This is a genomic window from Pseudomonas batumici (genome assembly GCF_036585405.1).
Taxonomy (GTDB): domain Bacteria; phylum Pseudomonadota; class Gammaproteobacteria; order Pseudomonadales; family Pseudomonadaceae; genus Aquipseudomonas; species Aquipseudomonas batumici.
The window spans coordinates 6,048,822-6,067,206 of sequence record NZ_CP144470.1; the positions used below are offsets into that span (position 1 = coordinate 6,048,822).

15 protein-coding genes, 1 rRNA gene and 3 pseudogenes are annotated in these 18,385 nt (G+C 63.0%); 8 read left to right on the plus strand and 11 right to left on the minus strand.

Features of this window, described 5'->3' with window-relative positions:
- Positions 1-156 precede the first annotated feature (156 nt).
- A 5S ribosomal RNA gene (rrf, locus tag NUH87_RS27690) occupies positions 157-272 on the plus strand.
- A gap of 132 nt (positions 273-404) precedes the next feature.
- Here rrf and queD read toward each other — a convergent pair.
- Positions 405-761 carry a 6-carboxytetrahydropterin synthase QueD gene (queD, locus tag NUH87_RS27695; RefSeq protein WP_338523496.1) on the minus strand — a complete coding sequence of 119 codons (357 nt, stop codon included), beginning with the start codon at positions 759-761 and terminating at the stop codon, positions 405-407.
- 84 nt (positions 762-845) lie between these two features.
- Positions 846-1,925, minus strand: a complete 1,080-nt coding sequence (locus NUH87_RS27700; RefSeq protein ID WP_338523497.1) for a patatin-like phospholipase family protein — start codon at positions 1,923-1,925, stop codon at positions 846-848.
- 180 nt (positions 1,926-2,105) lie between these two features.
- Between NUH87_RS27700 and NUH87_RS27705 the strand changes: the two are divergent.
- From NUH87_RS27705 to NUH87_RS27720, 4 genes and pseudogenes are all read left to right on the plus strand, one after another.
- Positions 2,106-2,213, plus strand: a pseudogene (locus NUH87_RS27705) (peptidase); the annotation flags it as partial.
- Positions 2,213-2,521 carry a PepSY domain-containing protein gene (locus NUH87_RS27710; RefSeq protein WP_338523498.1) on the plus strand — a complete coding sequence of 103 codons (309 nt, stop codon included), beginning with the start codon at positions 2,213-2,215 and terminating at the stop codon, positions 2,519-2,521. The pseudogene NUH87_RS27705 and the gene NUH87_RS27710, both read left to right, overlap by 1 nt.
- The gene (locus tag NUH87_RS27715) at positions 2,521-3,189 is read left to right on the plus strand and encodes a response regulator transcription factor (protein WP_338523499.1); all 669 of its coding nucleotides are present in this window, start codon (positions 2,521-2,523) and stop codon (positions 3,187-3,189) included. The genes NUH87_RS27710 and NUH87_RS27715 overlap by 1 nt, the downstream gene beginning before the upstream one ends.
- Entirely contained in the window at positions 3,186-4,499 is a 1,314-nt protein-coding gene (locus tag NUH87_RS27720; protein WP_338523500.1) for a sensor histidine kinase, read from the plus strand. The genes NUH87_RS27715 and NUH87_RS27720 overlap by 4 nt, the downstream gene beginning before the upstream one ends.
- Positions 4,500-4,636: 137 nt before the next feature.
- Here NUH87_RS27720 and NUH87_RS31400 read toward each other — a convergent pair whose 3' ends face one another.
- On the minus strand, positions 4,637-5,392 hold the full coding sequence (locus NUH87_RS31400) for a methyl-accepting chemotaxis protein (protein ID WP_422393961.1): 756 nt from the start codon (positions 5,390-5,392) through the stop codon (positions 4,637-4,639).
- A gap of 102 nt (positions 5,393-5,494) precedes the next feature.
- Positions 5,495-6,784 (minus strand): annotated as a pseudogene (locus tag NUH87_RS31405) (HAMP domain-containing protein); the annotation flags it as partial.
- 397 nt (positions 6,785-7,181) lie between these two features.
- On the opposite strand from NUH87_RS31405, the pseudogene NUH87_RS31410 reads away from it, so the two are divergent.
- The 3 genes and pseudogenes from NUH87_RS31410 to NUH87_RS27735 all read left to right on the plus strand — a co-directional run.
- Positions 7,182-7,925 (plus strand): annotated as a pseudogene (locus NUH87_RS31410) (cache domain-containing protein); the annotation flags it as partial.
- A 102-nt stretch (positions 7,926-8,027) separates the two neighbouring features.
- The gene (locus tag NUH87_RS31415; RefSeq protein ID WP_422393962.1) at positions 8,028-8,783 is read left to right on the plus strand and encodes a methyl-accepting chemotaxis protein; all 756 of its coding nucleotides are present in this window, start codon (positions 8,028-8,030) and stop codon (positions 8,781-8,783) included.
- Between the two features lie 66 nt (positions 8,784-8,849).
- On the plus strand, positions 8,850-10,532 hold the full coding sequence (locus NUH87_RS27735; RefSeq protein WP_338523503.1) for a methyl-accepting chemotaxis protein: 1,683 nt from the start codon (positions 8,850-8,852) through the stop codon (positions 10,530-10,532).
- Positions 10,533-10,654: 122 nt separating this feature from the next.
- On the opposite strand, the gene yegQ is transcribed toward NUH87_RS27735, so the two are convergent.
- The 7 genes from yegQ to nuoI all read right to left on the minus strand — a co-directional run bounded on the left by yegQ (position 10,655) and on the right by nuoI (position 18,381).
- Positions 10,655-11,983 (minus strand): tRNA 5-hydroxyuridine modification protein YegQ, encoded by a 1,329-nt coding sequence (gene yegQ / locus NUH87_RS27740; RefSeq protein ID WP_338523504.1) that lies wholly within the window; start codon positions 11,981-11,983, stop codon positions 10,655-10,657.
- Positions 11,984-12,116: 133 nt separating this feature from the next.
- Positions 12,117-13,580 carry an NADH-quinone oxidoreductase subunit NuoN gene (gene nuoN / locus NUH87_RS27745; protein ID WP_040069342.1) on the minus strand — a complete coding sequence of 488 codons (1,464 nt, stop codon included), beginning with the start codon at positions 13,578-13,580 and terminating at the stop codon, positions 12,117-12,119.
- 7 nt (positions 13,581-13,587) lie between these two features.
- Positions 13,588-15,120, minus strand: coding sequence for an NADH-quinone oxidoreductase subunit M (gene nuoM / locus NUH87_RS27750; RefSeq protein ID WP_338523505.1), 1,533 nt, complete (start codon positions 15,118-15,120; stop codon positions 13,588-13,590).
- A gap of 40 nt (positions 15,121-15,160) precedes the next feature.
- Entirely contained in the window at positions 15,161-17,014 is a 1,854-nt protein-coding gene (nuoL, locus tag NUH87_RS27755; RefSeq protein ID WP_338523506.1) for an NADH-quinone oxidoreductase subunit L, read from the minus strand.
- On the minus strand, positions 17,011-17,319 hold the full coding sequence (gene nuoK / locus NUH87_RS27760; RefSeq protein WP_040069337.1) for an NADH-quinone oxidoreductase subunit NuoK: 309 nt from the start codon (positions 17,317-17,319) through the stop codon (positions 17,011-17,013). The genes nuoL and nuoK overlap by 4 nt, the downstream gene beginning before the upstream one ends.
- A 3-nt stretch (positions 17,320-17,322) precedes the next feature.
- Positions 17,323-17,823, minus strand: coding sequence for an NADH-quinone oxidoreductase subunit J (gene nuoJ, locus NUH87_RS27765; RefSeq protein ID WP_338523507.1), 501 nt, complete (start codon positions 17,821-17,823; stop codon positions 17,323-17,325).
- Positions 17,824-17,832: 9 nt separating this feature from the next.
- The gene (gene nuoI, locus NUH87_RS27770) at positions 17,833-18,381 is read right to left on the minus strand and encodes an NADH-quinone oxidoreductase subunit NuoI (RefSeq protein ID WP_040069332.1); all 549 of its coding nucleotides are present in this window, start codon (positions 18,379-18,381) and stop codon (positions 17,833-17,835) included.
- Between the last annotated feature and the right edge of the window lie 4 nt (positions 18,382-18,385).

Below are 18,385 nucleotides of genomic sequence, written 5' to 3' on the forward strand. Positions count from 1 at the left end.
AACACCCAAGCAATTTGCTGACTCGAAAGAGCACCAGATTGCGGTGTGTGAAGACGAAACGAACCGAAAGTTTGCGACTCACAAAACACCAAGCTGTCACATACCCATTCGCTGGAGCGTGATCTCGTAAGAGAAAACGACCTGGCTACCGAATTTCTTGACGACCATAGAGCATTGGAACCACCTGATCCCATCCCGAACTCAGCAGTGAAACGATGCATCGCCGATGGTAGTGTGGGGTTTCCCCATGTGAGAGTAGGTCATCGTCAAGATTAAATTCCGAAACCCCTATCTGCGCATGCAGGTAGGGGTTTTGTTTTTGAACCGCGGAAATGCCAACCGCAGTCAGTAAATTCCGAGCGTAAAAAAACCACCTGTGCAGGTGGTTTTTTTATTTCCGGGATTCACTCCCCGCGATAGATGCAGCCGCTGGTGCAGGTCTCGTGGATGCGGATGGCCGACAGTTCCGGCAGCAACGGTTTCAACTCCTGCCAGATCCACTTCGCCAGGACCTCGCTGGTGGGGTTCTCAAGGCCGGGAATATCATTCAGGTAGTTGTGGTCCAGGCGCTCATACAGCGGCTTGAAGATTTCCTTGATCTCCGAGAAGTCACGGATCCAGCCGGTATACGGGTCCACCTCGCCGCTCAGGTGAATCGCCACCTTGAACGAATGACCATGCAGGCGACCGCATTTATGGCCGTCCGGTACGTGGGGCAGCTTGTGGGCGGATTCGAACGTAAACTCTTTGAAGATTTCCACGGTAATGTCAGCTCTGAAGGGTGGCCAGCGCGCAGCCGATAAATGCAGGACGGCAGTTTAACAGCTTGCGCGGCGGCAATCGCATCAAAGCGCCAACAGGCGCTCTCCCAGACGACCATTGTCGACCAGTTCGAGAAACTCGTCACCCAGGCGCCGGCTCTGCTCCATCGCCTTGCGCCAATAGGTCTGACGTCCCTGGTCGTCACCCATGTAGCGCTTGAAGTCGTTACGATCGGGCAGCTTGCCATGGGGCAGCCGGGCCAGGTATTCCCGCGAAGGCGCCAGCAGCAACACGTCCTGCAAGCGGTCCGGGTTGCCCCGGCGCCAGGGCAGGGTCTTGTCGAACCAGCCGGGGATGACCTTGTCGGTGAAATGTGGGTACAGCACCACATCCTCGCCGCTGTAGGGCAGGTCCAGGTGATAGTCCAGCAGTCCGCCATCGCGGTAGGTGCCAGTGCCGACCCCGGCGATATCACGCACGCCTTCCATCACCATCGGGATCGAGCCCGAGGCCAGCAGGCCCTGGCGCAGGTTGTCCTCGTCCAGCGGCAGGCAGCGCGACGGAAAGTCCGCGAGTGGCTGAAGGGGAGGGGCCCGTCGCGGATCATGCAGGATGACCCGTTCGAAGTGACGCGACAGCCGCGAACGCTTGACCAGGTTGTCGGCGATCACGGACGACAGCCCGAGCCCCAGGCGCCCGCGATGATCCTCGGCGAGCAGACCGTGGCTCTTCACGATCACCACGTTCAGGCGGTAATGGGTGTTGGCCAGGATCGACGCGTCGCGGCCATCGAGCAGGTCATGGAGCATGCGCCGGCAGCTCTGGCTGACCTGTGCCATGGTCACGCCCTTGGCGAAGCTTTGTTCGTTGTAGAGCTGGCCCAGCCGCGTGATGCCCTCGGCGGCATCCGGCAGGCAGGCGCTGGCGAAGCGCCAGGCACCGATGGAGGCACCGATCAGCGAGCGCTCCCGGGGACTGGCCGGCAGCCACTCGCCGAACAGCGCCAGGTCCAGGCCCTGGATGCCGAGGGCCTTGGGCCCGCCGGCCGCACCGGGCAGGGTGCCGACGTCAGCGGCCTTCAAGCCCTGTTCGCGAATGCGCTGCAAGGTCCGCTTGCCGGCCTTGAGGGTCAAGGCGGGAAACTTGATATGGATGGCGGTCATACAGTCCTCGTTCTACCGGGACGGGAATTATAGGGGAGCTTGCGGTCCGCGCCTGTCGTTGCCCTGCAAAAACCGCCAGCCGCGGCGGATGACGGTCGGATAAATTCAGGTTCGATTAAGTTGCGACGTCTAGCGTATGGCCTTGCACGGCTCGGTTGATACCGGGTGCGGTGAACGAACGGCGACTTCACTTATCAGATAGAACTGCACGGCGCTCAAGGAGCTGAGCGGGATGTTGAATCGGACGCCATCGGCGGGCAGGTTCTCAAGGATCATCAGGACAGTTAATGACGTTGAATCTGCACGCCTGCACCTGGCTTGCGCTGGCTGCCTTCGGTTGCCAGGCCTGGGCCGGCGACCTGAATCAGGACGAAGCCCTGCGTTTACGCCGCGAGGGCGTCATCATGCCGCTGGAGCAGCTGCTGCAGCAGGCTTTGAGTCACTACCCCGGGGCGAAGCTGCTGGAGGCCGAATTGGTGAGTCGGCATGACGTCTATGTCTATGACGTCGAACTCCTGACCCAGGCCGGCGTGGTGCGGGACATCGAGCTGGAGGCCAGCAGTGGTCGTTTATTGAAAGACAAGGAAGACGATTGATGCGGCTGTTGTTGGTGGAAGACCATGTTCCCTTGGCGGACGAACTGATTGCCGGCCTCACGCGCCAGGGCTATGCCGTCGACTGGCTGGCCGACGGGCGCGATGCGCTGTTCCAGGGGGCCGTCGAGCCCTACGACCTGATCATTCTCGATCTCGGCCTGCCGGGCTTGCCGGGGCTCGAGGTGCTGCACAAATGGCGCGCCGGCAACCTGTCGGTGCCGGTGCTGATCCTCACCGCGCGCGGCTCCTGGGCCGACCGTATCGAAGGGCTCAAGGCCGGTGCCGACGATTACCTGACCAAGCCGTTTCACCCGCAGGAATTGCAGCTGCGGGTCCAGTCGCTGCTGCGCCGGGCCCGTGGCCAGGCCAACCAGCCGACCCTGAAGGCTGCCGGCCTGCATCTGGACGAAGGGCGCCAGTGCGTCAGCCGCGAGGGCGGTGATGTCCAGCTCACGGCGGCGGAATTCCGGCTGTTGCGCTATTTCATGCTGCACCCCGAACAGATCCTCTCGAAAAGCCATCTGGCCGAGCATCTCTATGACGGCGAAACCGAGCGTGACTCCAATGTGCTGGAGGTGCATGTCAATCATCTGCGGCGCAAGCTGGGGCGCGCTGTGATCGAAACCCGCCGTGGCCAGGGCTATCGCTTTGGTGGCGCGGCCCGGTGAAGTCGATTCAGCGACGTTTGAGTCTCGGGCTGGTCAGTGTATTGCTCGTTGCCGGACTGGTGGTGGCACCGACCAGCCTCTGGCTGTTCGAGCTGGGCTTGCAACGTTATCTGGAGGATGGGCTGCATGCCGACAGCGAGAGCCTGCTGGTGGCATTGGTGCGCACCCCACACGGTCTGAAACTGGATGAGCGACGCTTGTCGCCGGCCTATCAACGGCCCTTTTCCGGGCATTACTTTTGTGTCGATTTCGCTGATCAGCACTGGCGCTCGCGTTCGCTCTGGGATCAGGACCTGCCCATCGTCGAGAAGGCCGGGCTGCACGCCAACCTGCAGCTGGGACCGGAAGGGCAGATGCTCCTGGTGCTGCGTTCGGACTACCGGCGCCTGGGCCAATCGATCAGTATCAGCGTGGCCCAGGACTACACGCCGGTGCGCCGCAAATTCCAGCTGGTGCAGCGCGTTGGCCTGGGCATCGGCCTGGCGGCGCTGATCGTGATCCTGCTGTTGCAACGGGTCACCGTGCGCCGAGCCTTGCGCCCGTTGGAGAACGCCCGGAAGCAAATTGCCCAGTTGCAACAAGGACGCCGTTCGCAACTCGATACCCAGGTTCCGTTGGAACTGGAGCCACTGGTGTCGCAGGTCAATCGCCTGCTGGCCCACACCGAGGGCAGCCTCAAGCGTTCGCGTGATGCCCTGGGCAATCTCGGTCACGCACTCAAGACCCCGCTGGCGGTCCTGCTGAGCCTGGCCTCCAGTGCTGAACTTGCGGCTCACCCGCACCTGCGCAAAACCTTGCGTGAACAGCTGGAGCAGATTCAGCAACGCCTGGAACGGGAACTGGGGCGTGCCCGACTGGCGGGGGACACCCTGCCCGGCGCGGCATTCGATTGCGATACGGAACTGCCGGTGCTGTTCTCGACCCTGCGCATGATCCATGGCGAGCACCTGCAGCTGTCCCGCGAGGTGCCGAGCGGATTGCAGTTGCCCTGGGATCGCGAGGACCTGCTGGAGCTGCTCGGCAATCTGCTGGACAACGCCTGCAAGTGGGCCGATGCACAGGTGCGCCTGAGTATTGTCGAAGTGTCTGCCGGTTATCGGCTGGGGATCGAGGACGATGGGCCGGGCATCCCGCCGCAGAGTCGGGCGGCGGTGTTCAGCCGGGGCACTCGCCTGGACGAACAGACCCGCGGGCATGGGCTGGGCCTGGGTATCGTGCGCGATATCGTCGAGGCCTGGGGCGGCGATTTGCGCTTGTCGAGCAGCCCGCTGGGCGGGCTGCTCGTGACGGTCGACGTGCCGCGCCGCTAGGCTCGACTAAAACTGCCTGCGCGACGATCATGCTGCGTTAAAAACAGGCTCGCAATGCTCATGTAGGTCCCTACACTCCGCTTGCTCGCCTGTTTTTGCCTTGCCTGATCGCCGCTCGGCGAGTTTTCGTACGGAGCCTAGACGCGGAACTGGTCCATCAGGCCCTGCTGCTGGTTCGCCAGGCTGTTGAGCGACTGGCTGACCCGCGCCGACTCATTGGCCTGTCCGGACAGCGACTCGGTGACGTCGCGAATGGTCGCCACGTTGTGGTTGATTTCCTCGGCCACCGCGCTCTGTTCTTCCGCCGCGCTGGCGATCTGCAGGTTCATGTCGGTGATCACCGTCACGGCGTCGCCGATCTGCTGCAGCGCGGTCACCGCCTGGCTGACCTGCTCGACACTGCCTTGCGCCTGACGATGGCTGTTGCCCATGGAGGTGACCACTTCCTGGGTCCCGCTCTGCAGCTGCTCGATGACCTGGCGGGTTTCCTCCACCGACTCCTGGGTGCGTCGCGCCAGGTTGCGCACTTCATCGGCGACCACCGCAAAGCCGCGTCCGGCTTCACCCGCCCGGGCGGCCTCGATGGCGGCGTTGAGGGCCAGCAGGTTGGTCTGCTCGGCAATGGCGCGAATCACTTCCAGCACCGAGCCGATCTTCTCGCTGTTGGCCGCCAGCCCTTCGACCTGCACCATGGCCTGGCTCATGTCGGCAGCCAGGTGACCGATGCTGCTGGTGGTGCGGTCGATCACCGTCAGGCCCTGGCGCGTGGCCTGGTCGGCATCGCGCGCCGCGTGGGCGGCCTGGGCGGCACTGCGGGCAACGTCCTGGGCGGTGGCGCTCATTTCATGGGAAGCGGTGGCCACCTGGTCGACCTGGCGATACTGCTGCTCCATGCCGGCGCTGGTCTGGCTGGCGATGGCGGCGGACTGGTCGGCGGTCCCGCGAGCATCCTGGACCGAGCGCTTGACGTCGGCGATCACCGGTTGCAGCTTGTCGAGGAAACGGTTGAACCAGCCGGCCAACTGGCCCAGTTCGTCGCGCTTGGCATAGTTCAGGCGGCGGGTCAGGTCGCCTTCGCCGCTGGCAATGTCTTCCAGCATGTGCGCCACACCCAGGATCGGCCGGGTCACGCTGCGGGCCATCAGCCAGACCAGCAGCAGGCCAACCACCGCGGCCAGCAGGCCAAGGCTGAGTTCGACCAGAGTGCCGGCGGCATTGCGCTCGTCGAGTTGATCCTTGAGTGTCTCGGCCGGCCCCACCAGGACCTTTTCCGGGATGTCCAGCAGCACGCCCCAGGACTTGCCGCCGGGGATTGGCTGGAACGGCGCGAGGATCTTCAACCGGTCCTGTTCGCGCTCGCTGCGTGTCGTGCTCAGGGTGGACAGTGTGTGAGTCAGGGCGGCACCGTTGACGGGATCGACCTGCTCCAGGCGCTTGCTCAACTGGCTCGCGTCCGGACTGTAGCCGGCCAGCAGACCCGCCGGGCTGAGGATGCTGACGCTGGTCTGGCCGTCATAGAGCTTCTTGCTGGCCTGCTGGCTGAGCGCTTGCAGGCTGTTGAGGTTGATGTCCACCGACAGCGAGGCAATCACTTTGCCCTCGACCATCAACGGGAAGACGATGCTGGTCATCAGCACGTTCTGGCCATCGATCGGGTAGAAGTAGGGTTCGATCACGCAGGGCTTGAGGGTGCTGCGCGGGCAGGTGAACCAGGCGTTGTTCGGTTCGCCGCTGGGACCGCGGCTGGTGTCGGCCATGTCGCTTTCCGGCAGCGGCATGGAGGTCAGCTTGCCCGGGGTCGGCTGCGACCAGTAGAGCGCGAAGCGGCCCTTTTCATTGCTGCCCACCTCCTTCTGGCCGGCGAACAGCTCATCCTTGCCGTCCAGCGCATTGGCTTCGAACACCAGGGACAGGCCGAGCAGGTCCGGGTTGGCTTGCAGTGCGGACTTCACCTGGCGGGTCAGGTCCTCGCGCAGGTCGAAGGCATCGAGAAAGCGCTTTTCCGCCTGTTCGCGCAGGAACAGCACCTGGCGGGCAAAGCCGTTGCCGTATTGATAGGCGTCCATGAACTGACGACGAATGATCAACGCCTGCACTTCGCCCTGGGCTTCGATCCGCGCCTGGGCCGCTTCATTGAGCATCTCCATGCTCGAGGCTTTCACCAGTTGCGAGCTGTGTTCCATGCGGTAGAGGGAAAGCCCCACCAGCAAGGTCACGACGCCCAGCAGGCTGAGTCCGGCGAGCAGGGTGATTTTCCACTGGATGGAAAGTTGTCTGAGCGGCATGAAGTGACATCCTTGATCGAGGCAAGAGAAGGCGGAAGGTTGACGGCTTGAGGTTTTTTATTTGTTTAATCGTTCAATTAAAAATAAGCAAGGTCTTTCGGTGAACTGCTATTTCACTGGAAAAACATAGGGTTATTGAACGGGGTGAGGCCGTCCCACGCTAGCTGTGAGTGTGGGGGGAGGGAGAATAGCGTCAACGCGTCATGGGCAGATATCCGCAGTGCGTCATTTGCGTGTATCAATAGCCTCTCTGCTCAATTTTGCTCGTCCCAAGCCGTTAACCTGTTGACTGTCTTCCCTATAAGAGAGAACCCTCATGCGCCTGAGCCTGAAGACCAAAGTCGTGTCCCTCGCCGTACTGCCGGTATTGCTCTGCGCCCTGGTGATCAGCCTGACCATGGTTTGGATACTGCAGAATCAGGCCAAGGATGAAGTGGAGGAAACCCGCCAGCGTCTGCTCTCGGAAGCCAAGGTGACCTTGCAGAATTACGTCAACCTGGCGCTGACCGCGATCAAGCCGCTCTACGATGCGTCGGCCCCGGGGGACATGGCCGCGCGGGCCCAGGCGGTGAAACTGCTGTCGAGTATCAAGTATGGCAAGGACGGTTACTTTTTCGGCACCGACTCGCAGATTGTGCGGGTGTTCAAGAGCGACAACCCCAGCGGTGTCGGCCAGAATTTCAACGACGCCCGCGACCCGAATGGCGTCTACTACACGCGTGAGCTGGTCCGGGTCGCCAAGGACGGTACCCATTACCTGAGATACAGCGCGTCGTTGGCCACCAACGAGCAGGTCCTGGTACCCAAGATCGCCTATACCGAATTCCTGCCCAAGTGGGACATGGCCATCGGTACCTTCGTCAACCTCGATGGCATCGACGCCCAGGTTGCGGAGGTGGAGGCCAAGGTCCATCAGCGCATGGAAGGGGTGATCCTGAGTATCTTCGGGATCGCCCTGGTGGTGCTGTTGGTGATCGCAGTCCTCGGGGCCCTGATGGCCAATACCATTTTGCGTCCGTTGCAATTGATGAAGCACAGCCTGGACGATATTGCGGCCGGGGAGGGGGATCTGACGCGGCGCCTGGCGATCACCAGCCAGGACGAGCTGGGGCAGTTGGCCGGTTCCTTCAACCGCTTTGTCGACAAGATCCATGGCCTGGTGCGGCAGATCAGTGAAATGACCGTGCAACTGACCACGCTGGTCTCCCAGGTCAGCGAACAGGCCCAGCGTTCGGAACAGGCGATGGAACGTCAGCGCCACGAGACCGACCAGGTGGCCACGGCGATCAACCAGATGTCCTCGGCGGCCCAGGAAGTGGCGCGTGGCGCCCAAGGGGCCGCGATCGCCGCGCAGCAGACCGATGCCGAAGGCCAGACCGCCAAGCGGGTGGTCGATGGCAGCATCCAGCAGATCCACGCGCTGGTGAAGGACATTCGCCACAGCGGCACGTCCCTGGACAGCCTGCAGCAGGACGTGACCTCGATTGTCAGCGTGCTGGGGGTGATTCGTTCGATTGCCGAGCAGACCAATCTACTGGCGCTCAACGCCGCCATCGAGGCGGCACGGGCCGGTGAGGCGGGGCGCGGTTTTGCGGTGGTGGCCGATGAAGTACGCGCGCTGGCCAGCCGGACCCAGCAGAGCACCCAGGAAATCCAGGGCATGATCGATCGCCTGCAACAGGGCACGCAGGTGGCGGTGGAGGCCATGCGCCGCTCGAGCGAAGCCGGTGACGGTACTTCGGACCGGGCCAACGAGGCCGGTGCATCGCTGGATACCATGGCGCAGTTGATCGGCACCATCAACGCGATGAACGCGCAGATCGCCAGCGCCGCCGAGGAGCAGACCGCGGTGGCCGAGGAGATCAACCGCAGCGTGCACCAGATCGCCACGGCGGTGGACAGCGTGGCCGATGAAACCCAGCGCAGCGCCCAGACCTCCCGCAGCCTGGCGGAACTGGGACAGCGCCTGGGCAAGCTGGTGGGGCAGTTCCGGATTTAGAACGCATCTTTGCTCGTCCCAGGCGGTTGACCCGTTGACCGCCTATTCCTACAAGAGAGATCCATTATGTGCCTGAGCTTGAAGGCCAAAGTCGTGTCCCTCGCAGTGCTGCCGGTATTGCTCTGCGCCCTGGTGATCAGCCTGACCACGGTGTGGATGTTGCAAAATCAGGCCAGGGATGAGGTGGAGCAAACCCGCCAGCGTCTGCTCTCGGAGGCCAAGGTGACCTTGCAGAACTACGTCACCCAGGTGATGACCGCGATCAAGCCGCTCTACGATGCCGCGCCCCCGGGCGACATGGCGGCGCGGGCCCAGGTGGTGAAGCTGCTGTCGAGTATCAAGTACGGCAAGGACGGTTACTTCTTCGGCTATGACTCGCAGATCGTGCGGGTGTTCAAGAGCAATAGCCCCGATGACATCGGCAAGAGTTTCAAGGATGCCCGCGATCCGAATGGCGTCTACGCCAATCGCGGCCTGGTCGAGGTTGCCAAGGACGGTACCCATTACCTGAAATACAGTTCGCCGCTACCCGGCAACGACAAGGTGCTGGTACCCAAGATCGGTTACACCGAATACCTGCCCAAGTGGGACCTGGCCATCGGTACCTCCGTCAACCTCGACGGTATCGAGGCCCAGGTCGCGGAGTTGGAGACCAAGGTCCATCAGCGCATGGAGGGGGTGATCCTGAGCATCCTCGGGATCACCCTGGTGGTGCTGCTGGTGATCGCGGTCCTCGGGATACTGATGGCCAATACCATTTTGCGCCCGTTGCAATTGATGAAGCACAGCCTGGACGATATCGCGGCCGGGGAGGGTGACCTGACGCGGCGCCTGGCGATCACCAGCCAGGACGAACTGGGGCAGCTGGCCGGTTCCTTCAACCGCTTTGTCGACAAGATCCATGGCCTGGTGCGGCAGATCACTGAAATGACCGCGCAACTGACCGCGCTGGTTTCCCAGGTCAGCGATCAGGCCCAGCGTTCGGAACAGGCGATGGAACGTCAGCGCCACGAGACCGACCAGGTGGCCACGGCGATCAACCAGATGTCCTCGGCAGCCCAGGAAGTGGCCCGCAGCGCGCAAGGTGCCTCGGTTGCCGCGCAGCAGACCGATGTCGAAGGCCAGACCGCCAAGCGGGTGGTCGACGGCAGCATCCAGCAGATCCATGCGCTGGTGAAGGATATTCGCCACAGCGGCACCTCCCTGGACAGCCTGCAGCAGGACGTGACTTCGATCGTCAGCGTGCTGGGGGTGATTCGTTCCATCGCCGAGCAGACCAACCTGCTGGCCCTCAACGCCGCCATCGAGGCGGCACGGGCTGGTGAGGCGGGGCGTGGTTTTGCGGTGGTGGCCGATGAAGTGCGTGCACTGGCCAGCCGGACCCAGCAGAGCACCCAGGAAATCCAGGGCATGATCGACCGTCTGCAACAGGGCACGCAGGTGGCGGTGGAGGCCATGCGCCGTTCCAGCGAGGCCGGCGACGGCACTTCGGACCGGGCCAACGAGGCCGGTGCATCGCTGGATACCATGGCGCAGCTGATCGGCACCATCAACACGATGAACGCGCAGATCGCCAGTGCCGCTGAGGAGCAGACCGCGGTTGCCGAAGAGATCAACCGCAGCGTGCACCAGATCGCCACGGCGGTGGACAGCGTGGCCGACGAAACCCAACGGGGTGCCCAGACCTCCCGCAGCCTGGCGGAACTGGGACAGCGCCTGGGCAAGCTGGTGGGGCAGTTCCGGATCTAAAAGCATCGCCGGCAAGCCGGCTCCCACAGGTTTTTCGGTCGTACACAAGACCCAGGTACGACGCGGACAATTGTAGGAGCCGGCTTGCCGGCGATAGCGCCCGTCCAGGCGACTGATATCTATCAGGCCTCCGCCAGATCCCGCATCAACAACCCGAACCGCAACTCCAGCTCATCCGGAACCGGCAGGTACACCGTGTGCCCATCCCCTGGCGCCACCTCGATCCGCTCGCCGCGCTCGTTGCGCAGCTCATCCAGATCAAAATGCAGATTGCCCCCGGGGGTCATCAGCTCCAGATGATCGCCAACCCCGAAACGGTTCTTCACCTTGACCTGCGCCAGTCCCTCGCGGCGTTCGCCGGTCAGTTCGCCGACAAACTGCTGGCGTTCCGAGACCGAGCTGCCGTGCTGATAGTTCTGATACTCGTCATGCACATGTCGACGCAGGAAACCTTCGGTGTAACCGCGTTGGGCCAATGATTCGAGGTCATGCATCAGGTTGCGGTCGAACGCTCGTCCGGCCACCGCGTCGTCAATGGCCCGGCGATAGACCTGGGTCGTTCGCGCACAGTAGAAATGCGATTTGGTCCGGCCTTCGATCTTCAGCGAATGCACGCCCATGCGGGTCAACCGCTCGACATGCTGTACGGCGCGCAGGTCCTTGGCGTTCATGATGTAGGTGCCGTGCTCGTCCTCGAAGGCCGGCATCGACTCGTCCGGTCGCTGGGACTCCTGGAGCAGGAACACCTGGTCGGTCGGCGCGCCGATGCCCAGGGTCGGCTCGACGGGGTCGAACGCCTGGACTATCTCGCCCAACAGGTTTTCCGCGGCCGGCTGCGCCTTGTACTGCCAGCGGCAGGCATTGGTGCAACTGCCCTGGTTGGCGTCGCGGCGGTTCAGGTACCCGGAGAGCAGGCAGCGGCCGGAATAGGCCATGCACAGCGCGCCGTGGACGAACACCTCCAGCTCCATGTCCGGCACCTGCTCGCGGATTTCGCCGATCTCCTCCAGGGACAGCTCCCGGGAGAGGATGATCCGGCTCAAGCCCAGTTGCTGCCAGAACCGCACGCTGGCCCAGTTCACCGTATTGGCCTGCACTGACAGGTGAATCGGCATCTGCGGGAAATGCTCGCGCACCAGCATGATCAAGCCGGGGTCGGACATGATCAGCGCGTCCGGGGCCATGGCGATCACCGGTGCCAGGTCCTTGAGAAAGGTCTTGAGTTTGGCATTGTGCGGGGCGATGTTCACCACCACGTAGAAGCGCTTGCCCTGGGCCTGGGCTTCGCGGATGCCGAGGGCCAGGTTGGCGTGGTCGAACTCGTTGTTGCGCACCCGCAGGCTGTAGCGCGGCTGGCCGGCGTAGACCGCATCGGCGCCGTAGGCGAAGGCGTAGCGCATGTTCTTCAGGGTGCCGGCGGGCGCCAGCAGTTCGGGGGAGGGGAGGGGCATGGTCGGATCGTTCGCAAAAGGTCGCGAGGCTAAGGCATCCGATCTTGAGAGGTATTGACCTGGGTCTATGCCAGAAACAAAACACCCCGCCGGAGTTGCCTCGGGCGGGGTGTCGGGTACAACGGACGGCTGCTTAGCTTGCCAGTACCGCGTGTTGCACCAGTTCCAGCAGCGGTTGCGGGTACAGGCCGAGGAAGAACGCCAGTACCGCGATCGCCAGCAGCATCACGCCGCCAGCACGCTGTTCCCAGTGCAGCTGGGCATCGACACGACGCAGGTTCGGTTCGACCAGGTACAGGGTGACCATCACACGCAGGTAGTAGAACACGCCGATGGCACTGCCCAGCACCAGCGAACCGATCAGCCACCAGTGTTGCGACTCGACACCGGTCGCGATGATGTAGAACTTGCCGATGAAGCCGGCGGTCAGCGGGATACCGGCCAGCGACAGCATCATCACGGTCAGTACGGCGGTCAGGTACGGACGGCGCCAGAACAGGCCGCGGTACTCGTACAAGGCGTCCGCGTCACGGCCCTTGTAAGGCGAGGACATCAGGGTGATCACACCGAAGGCGCCGAGGCTGGTGATCACGTAGGTGACCAGGTACACGCCCATGGCTTCCATGGCCAGGCCCTTGCTCGCCACCAGGGCGATCAGCAGGTAGCCGAAGTGGGCGATGGACGAGTAACCCAGCAGACGCTTGAGGTTGTTCTGGGTCAGCGCCAGCAGGTTGCCCATCAGGATCGAGGCGATGGCGATCACCGCCAGCACATTGCTCAGTACGCCACTGCTGGCCACCGGCGAGAGCTGGAACAGGCGGATCATCACGGCGAACACCGCGACCTTGCTGGCGGTGGCCAGGAACGCCGCCACCGGCGCCGGGGCGCCTTCGTACACGTCCGGGGTCCAGAGGTGGAAAGGCACCAGCGACAGCTTGAACGCCAGGCCCACCAGCATCATGCCCAGGCCCAGCTGGGCAATCGGGCTTGGCAGGCCGGTGGCCGCCAGGGCCTGACCGATACCGCTGAAGCTCAGGGTGCCGGCTTCGGCGTAGAGCAGGGCCATGCCGAACAACAGGAAGGCGGAACCGGCGGCCGACAGCACCATGTACTTGATGCCGGCTTCCAGCGAACGCTTGTTGAAGAAGGCGTAGGCCACCAGGCCGTAGACCGGTACCGAGAGCAGCTCCAGGCCGATGAACAGGCTGGCCAGGTGCTGCGCGCTGACCAGGACCATGCCGCCGGCGGCGGCGGTCAGGATCAGCAGGTAGAGTTCTTCACGGTTGCCCGGGTAGCCGTCGCCGCCGTCGCCCAGGTAGGCATGGGCGAGGGTGACGCATGCCAGGGTGGCGACCAGGATCAACGCCATGTACAGGCAGGAGAAGTCGTCGATCTGGATCAGCGCCGTCACCGCCAGTGGCGAGACTTTCAGCGCCGGCAGAATCGACAGCAGGGCCAGGTTGAGACCGGCCACCGAGAGCAGGAAGGTCTGTGAATGGTTGCGGCGCCAGGCGATCGCCAGCATCACCACGACAGCGGTGAGGCTGGTGATCAGCAGCGGAGCAAGCGCAATAAAGTGTTGAGTCGTCAGGTCCATAGCGCTCTTACCGGGCCGAAGCGAGTTGAGTGAAGGCGGTGCCGAACCACTGCTGCACGCCATGCATGGTGGCGGCGGAGGTATCGAGGAACGGTTGCGGGTAGACGCCGAGGTAAATCAGCAACGCCGCCAGTCCCAGCACCATGATCAGTTCGCGGCCATCCATGCCATGCAGCACGGCATCGGACTTGGACGGGCCGAAGTAGGCACGGTGAATCATGATCAGCGAGTAGACCGAACCGAACACCAGGCCCGAGGTGGCAATCGCGATGACCCACGGTGCCGCGGCGAAGGTACCGATCAGGATCAGGAACTCGCCGACGAAGTTGCCGGTGCCCGGCAGGCCCAGCGACGCGGTGGCGAAGAACAGGCTGATGGCCGGCAGGTAGGCGATCTTCGACCACAGGCCACCCATCTCACGCATGTCGCGGGTGTGGGTGCGCTCGTAGAGCTGGCCGCTGAGGATAAAGAGTGCCGCCGCCGACAGGCCGTGGGCCAGCATCTGGATCACCGCGCCTTGCAGGGCCTGCTGGCTGCCGGAGTAGATCCCGATCAGCACGAAGCCCATGTGCGAAACGCTGGAGAAGGCGATCAGGCGCTTGATGTCGGTTTGTGCGAACGCCAGGAACGCGCCGTAGAAAATCCCGATCAGACCCAGGGTCATGGCAAACGGCGCGAACGCCGCCGAAGCATTCGGGAACAGCGGCAGGGCGAAGCGCAACAGACCGTAGGCTGCGGTTTTCAGCAAGATACCGGCCAGGTCCACGGAACCGGCGGTCGGCGCCTGGGCGTGGGCATCCGGCAGCCAGGAGTGGAACGGCACCACCGGCAGTTTCACCGCGAAGGCGATGAAGAAGCCGAGCATCAGGATGTACTCGGTGCTCAGCGACATCTTGGTTTTCAACAGGTCGGCGTAGTTGAAGCTGATCACGCCGGTGCTGTTGAAGTGGACCAGGACCAGACCGAGGATCGCCACCAACATGATCAGGCCGGAAGCCTGGGTGAAGATGAAGAACTTGGTCGCCGCGTAGATCCGGGTTTTCTTGCCGTCCGAAGAACTGTGACCCCAGAGCGCGATGAGGAAGTACATCGGCACCAGCATCATTTCCCAGAAGAAGAAGAACATGAACAGGTCGAGGGCCAGGAACACGCCGACGACACCGCCCAGGATCCACATCAGGTTCAGGTGGAAGAAGCCCACGCGACGCTGGATCTCTTTCCACGAGCAGAGCACCGAGAGGACGCCCAGCAGGCCGGTCAGCAGGACCATCAGCAGCGACAGGCCGTCGAGAGCCAGGTGCACGTTGATGCCGAAGCGCTGGATCCAGACCTGCTTGAACTCGATCGCCCAGGTCGGATCGGCGCCGGGAGCCGGTGCCAGGTGGAATTCCCCGTGGGCCCACAGCCAGAGGCCGAGGGCGAGTTCGAGGGACATGGTCAGCAGCGCAATCCAGCGGGGGAGGGTGGCGCCGAAGCGCTCACCCAGCCAGCACAGCAGGCCGCCGATAAAGGGGATCAGGATTAGCCAAGGCAGAATCATGACGGGCTCAATTCCTTTCGCAATGTCGCAAGGTTCATAGTCAGACCGCTACCAGCACGATGGCGCCCAGCACCACGACTGCACCGGCGGCGAGCGACGCGGCATACCAACGCAGTTGACCGGTCTGGGTGCGGCTCAGGGCGGTGTTGCCGCCTTTGGCCATACGCGGGATCAGGCCGATGGTCTGGTCGAGCGGGTCTTTGCGCAGCATATGGATGATCGCCAGGTACGGCTTGACGAACAGCTTGTCGTAGATCCAGTCGAAGCCCCAGGCGGCGAACCACCAGGCCGACAGGACACGACCGATGCCGCTGTTGGCGACCGCGGTGGCGAAGCGACGCTTGCCGAGGAACAGCACGGCCGCCAGCAGGATACCGGCCAGGGCGATGGCACCCGAGGCGATTTCCAGGCTGTGCTTGGCTTCGCCGCCGGCATGACCGGCGCTTTCCGGCAGGACGCCCGCCAATGGCGGATGAATCCAGGCACCGATGAAGGTCGACAGCACGATCAGCACGCTCAGCGGCAGCCAATGGGTAATCCCGTGGCCGGCGTGGGCTTCGGTCTTGGCTTCACCGTGGAAGGTGATGAAGATCAGGCGGAAGGTGTACAGCGAGGTCATGAACGCGCCCACCAGACCTGCATAGAGCAGATTCTGGTTACCGCTGGCGAAGGCTTCCCAGAGGATTTCGTCCTTGGAGTAGAAACCGGCGGTCACGATCGGCAGGGCGGCCAGGGCGGCACCACCGACGATGAAGCTGGCGTAGGCCAACGGCAGTTTCTTCCACAGGCCGCCCATCTTGAAGATGTTCTGCTCGTGGTGGCAGGCCACGATCACCGCACCGGAGGCAAGGAACAGCAGGGCCTTGAAGAAGGCGTGGGTCATCAGGTGGAAGATCGCGCCTTCCCAGGCACCGACGCCCAGGGCCAGGAACATGTAGCCGATCTGGCTCATGGTCGAGTAGGCGAGGATCCGCTTGATGTCGGTCTGGACCAGGGCGGCGAAGCCGGCCAGGACCAGGGTCACGCCACCGACGATGCCGACCAGGTGCAGGATATCCGGCGCCAGGGCGAACAGACCGTGGGTACGGGCGATCAGGTAGACACCGGCGGTCACCATGGTCGCGGCGTGGATCAGTGCCGAAACCGGGGTAGGACCGGCCATGGCGTCCGCCAGCCAGGTCTGCAGCGGCAGTTGCGCGGATTTACCGACCGCACCGCCCAGCAGCATCAGGGTCGCCAGGACGATCCAGAAGTCGCCGACCTTGAAGTGCTCGGGCGCCTTGACCAGCAGTTCCTGGATATTCAGCGTGCCCAGCTGCGTGAACAGGATGAACAGGCCGATGGCCATGAACACGTCGCCGACGCGGGTGACGATAAAGGCCTTGAGGGCCGCGTTACCGTTGTTGCGGTTGCCGTAGTAGAAACCGATCAACAGGTAGGAGCACAGGCCCACGCCTTCCCAGCCGAAGTACACGAACAACAGGTTATCGGCCAGCACCAGGAACAGCATGCTGGCGATAAACAGGTTGGTGTAGGCGAAGAAGCGCGAGTAACCGTCTTCACCGCGCATGTACCAGGAGGCGAACAGGTGGATCAGGAAACCCACGCCGACCACCACGCCGAGCATGGTGATCGACAGGCCGTCGACGTACAGGGCGAAGTTGGGGGCGAAGCCCTCCACCGACATCCACTGCCACAGCACCAGGGTGTAGTGGCCGCCCTCGGGCGGCGCGACGTTGAATTGCCAGATCAGGTAGGCGGCGACGATGGCCGACAGGCCGACGGAACCGACCCCGATCAGGGCCGAGCCGTTTTCCGAGAGGCGTCCACGGGAGAACGCCAGCAGCAGGAAACCGATCAGGGGGAATACGAAAGTCAGAAAGATCATGTTCATCCGCGCATCTCACTGGCAGCGTCGATATCGAGCGTGTGGAAGCGGCGATACAGCTGCAGCAGGATCGCCAGGCCGATACTGGCCTCGGCGGCTGCCAGGCTGATCACCAGGATGAACATGACCTGTCCATCCGGCTGCGCCCAGCGTGCGCCCGCGACGATGAAGGCCAGTGCGGCGGCGTTCATCATCACTTCCAGGCTCATCAGCACGAAGAGGATGTTACGGCGGACCATCAGGCCGATCAGGCCGAGGCAGAACAGGATGCCGGCGACAGCCAGGCCATGTTCCAAAGGGATAGCAGGCATAAGTTACTCCTTCGCCTCGTTGCGGCCCAAGTGGAATGCCGTGATGGCTGCGGCAAGCAACAGCATCGAGGCAAGTTCGACCACCAGCAGGTACGGACCGAACAGGCTGATGCCCACGGTCTTGGGGCCCACGGTGGTTTGACCGATCGCGCCGCCGTTGCCATGGCTGAACAGCACGTACAGCAGTTCGGCCAGCAGCAGGGCGGAGAGGATCACCGGCCCGATCCAGATCCCGGGCTTGAGCCAGTCGCGCTCTTGCAGCACCGAGGTCGGACCCAGGTTCAGCATCATCACCACGAACACGAACAGCACCATGATGGCACCGGCGTAGGCGATCACTTCCAGGGCGCCGGCAAAGGGTGCACCGAGGCTGAAGAACGTCATCGCCACGGAGAGCAGCGAGATAATCAGGTAGAGCAGGGCGTGCACAGGGTTGGTGTTGGTGATCACGCGCAGCGTGGACAGAACAGCGACACCCGATGCGAAATAGAAAGCGAATTCCATCGTTCTTCCTTAAGGCAGCAAGCTCTTCACGTTGATCGGCTCGGCTTCGTTCTGGGCAGAGCCTTTCGGCTTCCCGGCAACCGCCATACCTGCAACACGATAGAAGTTGTAATCAGGGTTCTTGCCGGGGCCGGAGATCAGCAGATCTTCTTTCTCGTACACCAGGTCCTGACGTTTGAACTCGCCCATCTCGAAATCCGGTGTCAGCTGGATCGCGGTGGTCGGGCAGGCTTCCTCGCAGAGGCCGCAGAAAATGCAACGCGAGAAGTTGATGCGGAAGAACTCCGGGTACCAACGACCGTCGTCGGTCTCGGCCTTCTGCAGCGAGATGCAGCCCACCGGGCACGCCACGGCGCACAGGTTGCAGGCTACACAGCGCTCTTCGCCGTCGGGGTCGCGGGTCAGCACGATGCGACCGCGATAACGTGGCGGCAAGTACACCGCCTCTTCCGGGTATTGCAGGGTGTCGCGCTTGCGGAAGCCGTGGCCGAAAATCATCACCAGGCTTCGCAGCTGGGTACCGGTACCCTTAACGATGTCGCCAATATATTTGAACATGGGT

Coding starts and splice junctions, on each gene's coding strand:
- nuoN (WP_040069342.1), bottom strand. CDS start 13,580: ATGGACCTGACGACTCAACACTTTATTGCGCTTGCTCCGCTGCTGATC.
- NUH87_RS27700 (WP_338523497.1), bottom strand. CDS start 1,925: ATGACCGCCATCCATATCAAGTTTCCCGCCTTGACCCTCAAGGCCGGC.
- nuoJ (WP_338523507.1), bottom strand. CDS start 17,823: ATGGAATTCGCTTTCTATTTCGCATCGGGTGTCGCTGTTCTGTCCACG.
- nuoM (WP_338523505.1), bottom strand. CDS start 15,120: ATGATTCTGCCTTGGCTAATCCTGATCCCCTTTATCGGCGGCCTGCTG.
- NUH87_RS31400 (WP_422393961.1), bottom strand. CDS start 5,392: ATGGAGCAGCAGTATCGCCAGGTCGACCAGGTGGCCACCGCTTCCCAT.
- yegQ (WP_338523504.1), bottom strand. CDS start 11,983: ATGCCCCTCCCCTCCCCCGAACTGCTGGCGCCCGCCGGCACCCTGAAG.
- nuoL (WP_338523506.1), bottom strand. CDS start 17,014: ATGAACATGATCTTTCTGACTTTCGTATTCCCCCTGATCGGTTTCCTG.
- nuoI (WP_040069332.1), bottom strand. CDS start 18,381: ATGTTCAAATATATTGGCGACATCGTTAAGGGTACCGGTACCCAGCTG.
- nuoK (WP_040069337.1), bottom strand. CDS start 17,319: ATGCCTGCTATCCCTTTGGAACATGGCCTGGCTGTCGCCGGCATCCTG.
- NUH87_RS27715 (WP_338523499.1), top strand. CDS start 2,521: ATGCGGCTGTTGTTGGTGGAAGACCATGTTCCCTTGGCGGACGAACTG.
- NUH87_RS31415 (WP_422393962.1), top strand. CDS start 8,028: ATGGAACGTCAGCGCCACGAGACCGACCAGGTGGCCACGGCGATCAAC.
- NUH87_RS27710 (WP_338523498.1), top strand. CDS start 2,213: ATGACGTTGAATCTGCACGCCTGCACCTGGCTTGCGCTGGCTGCCTTC.
- NUH87_RS27735 (WP_338523503.1), top strand. CDS start 8,850: ATGTGCCTGAGCTTGAAGGCCAAAGTCGTGTCCCTCGCAGTGCTGCCG.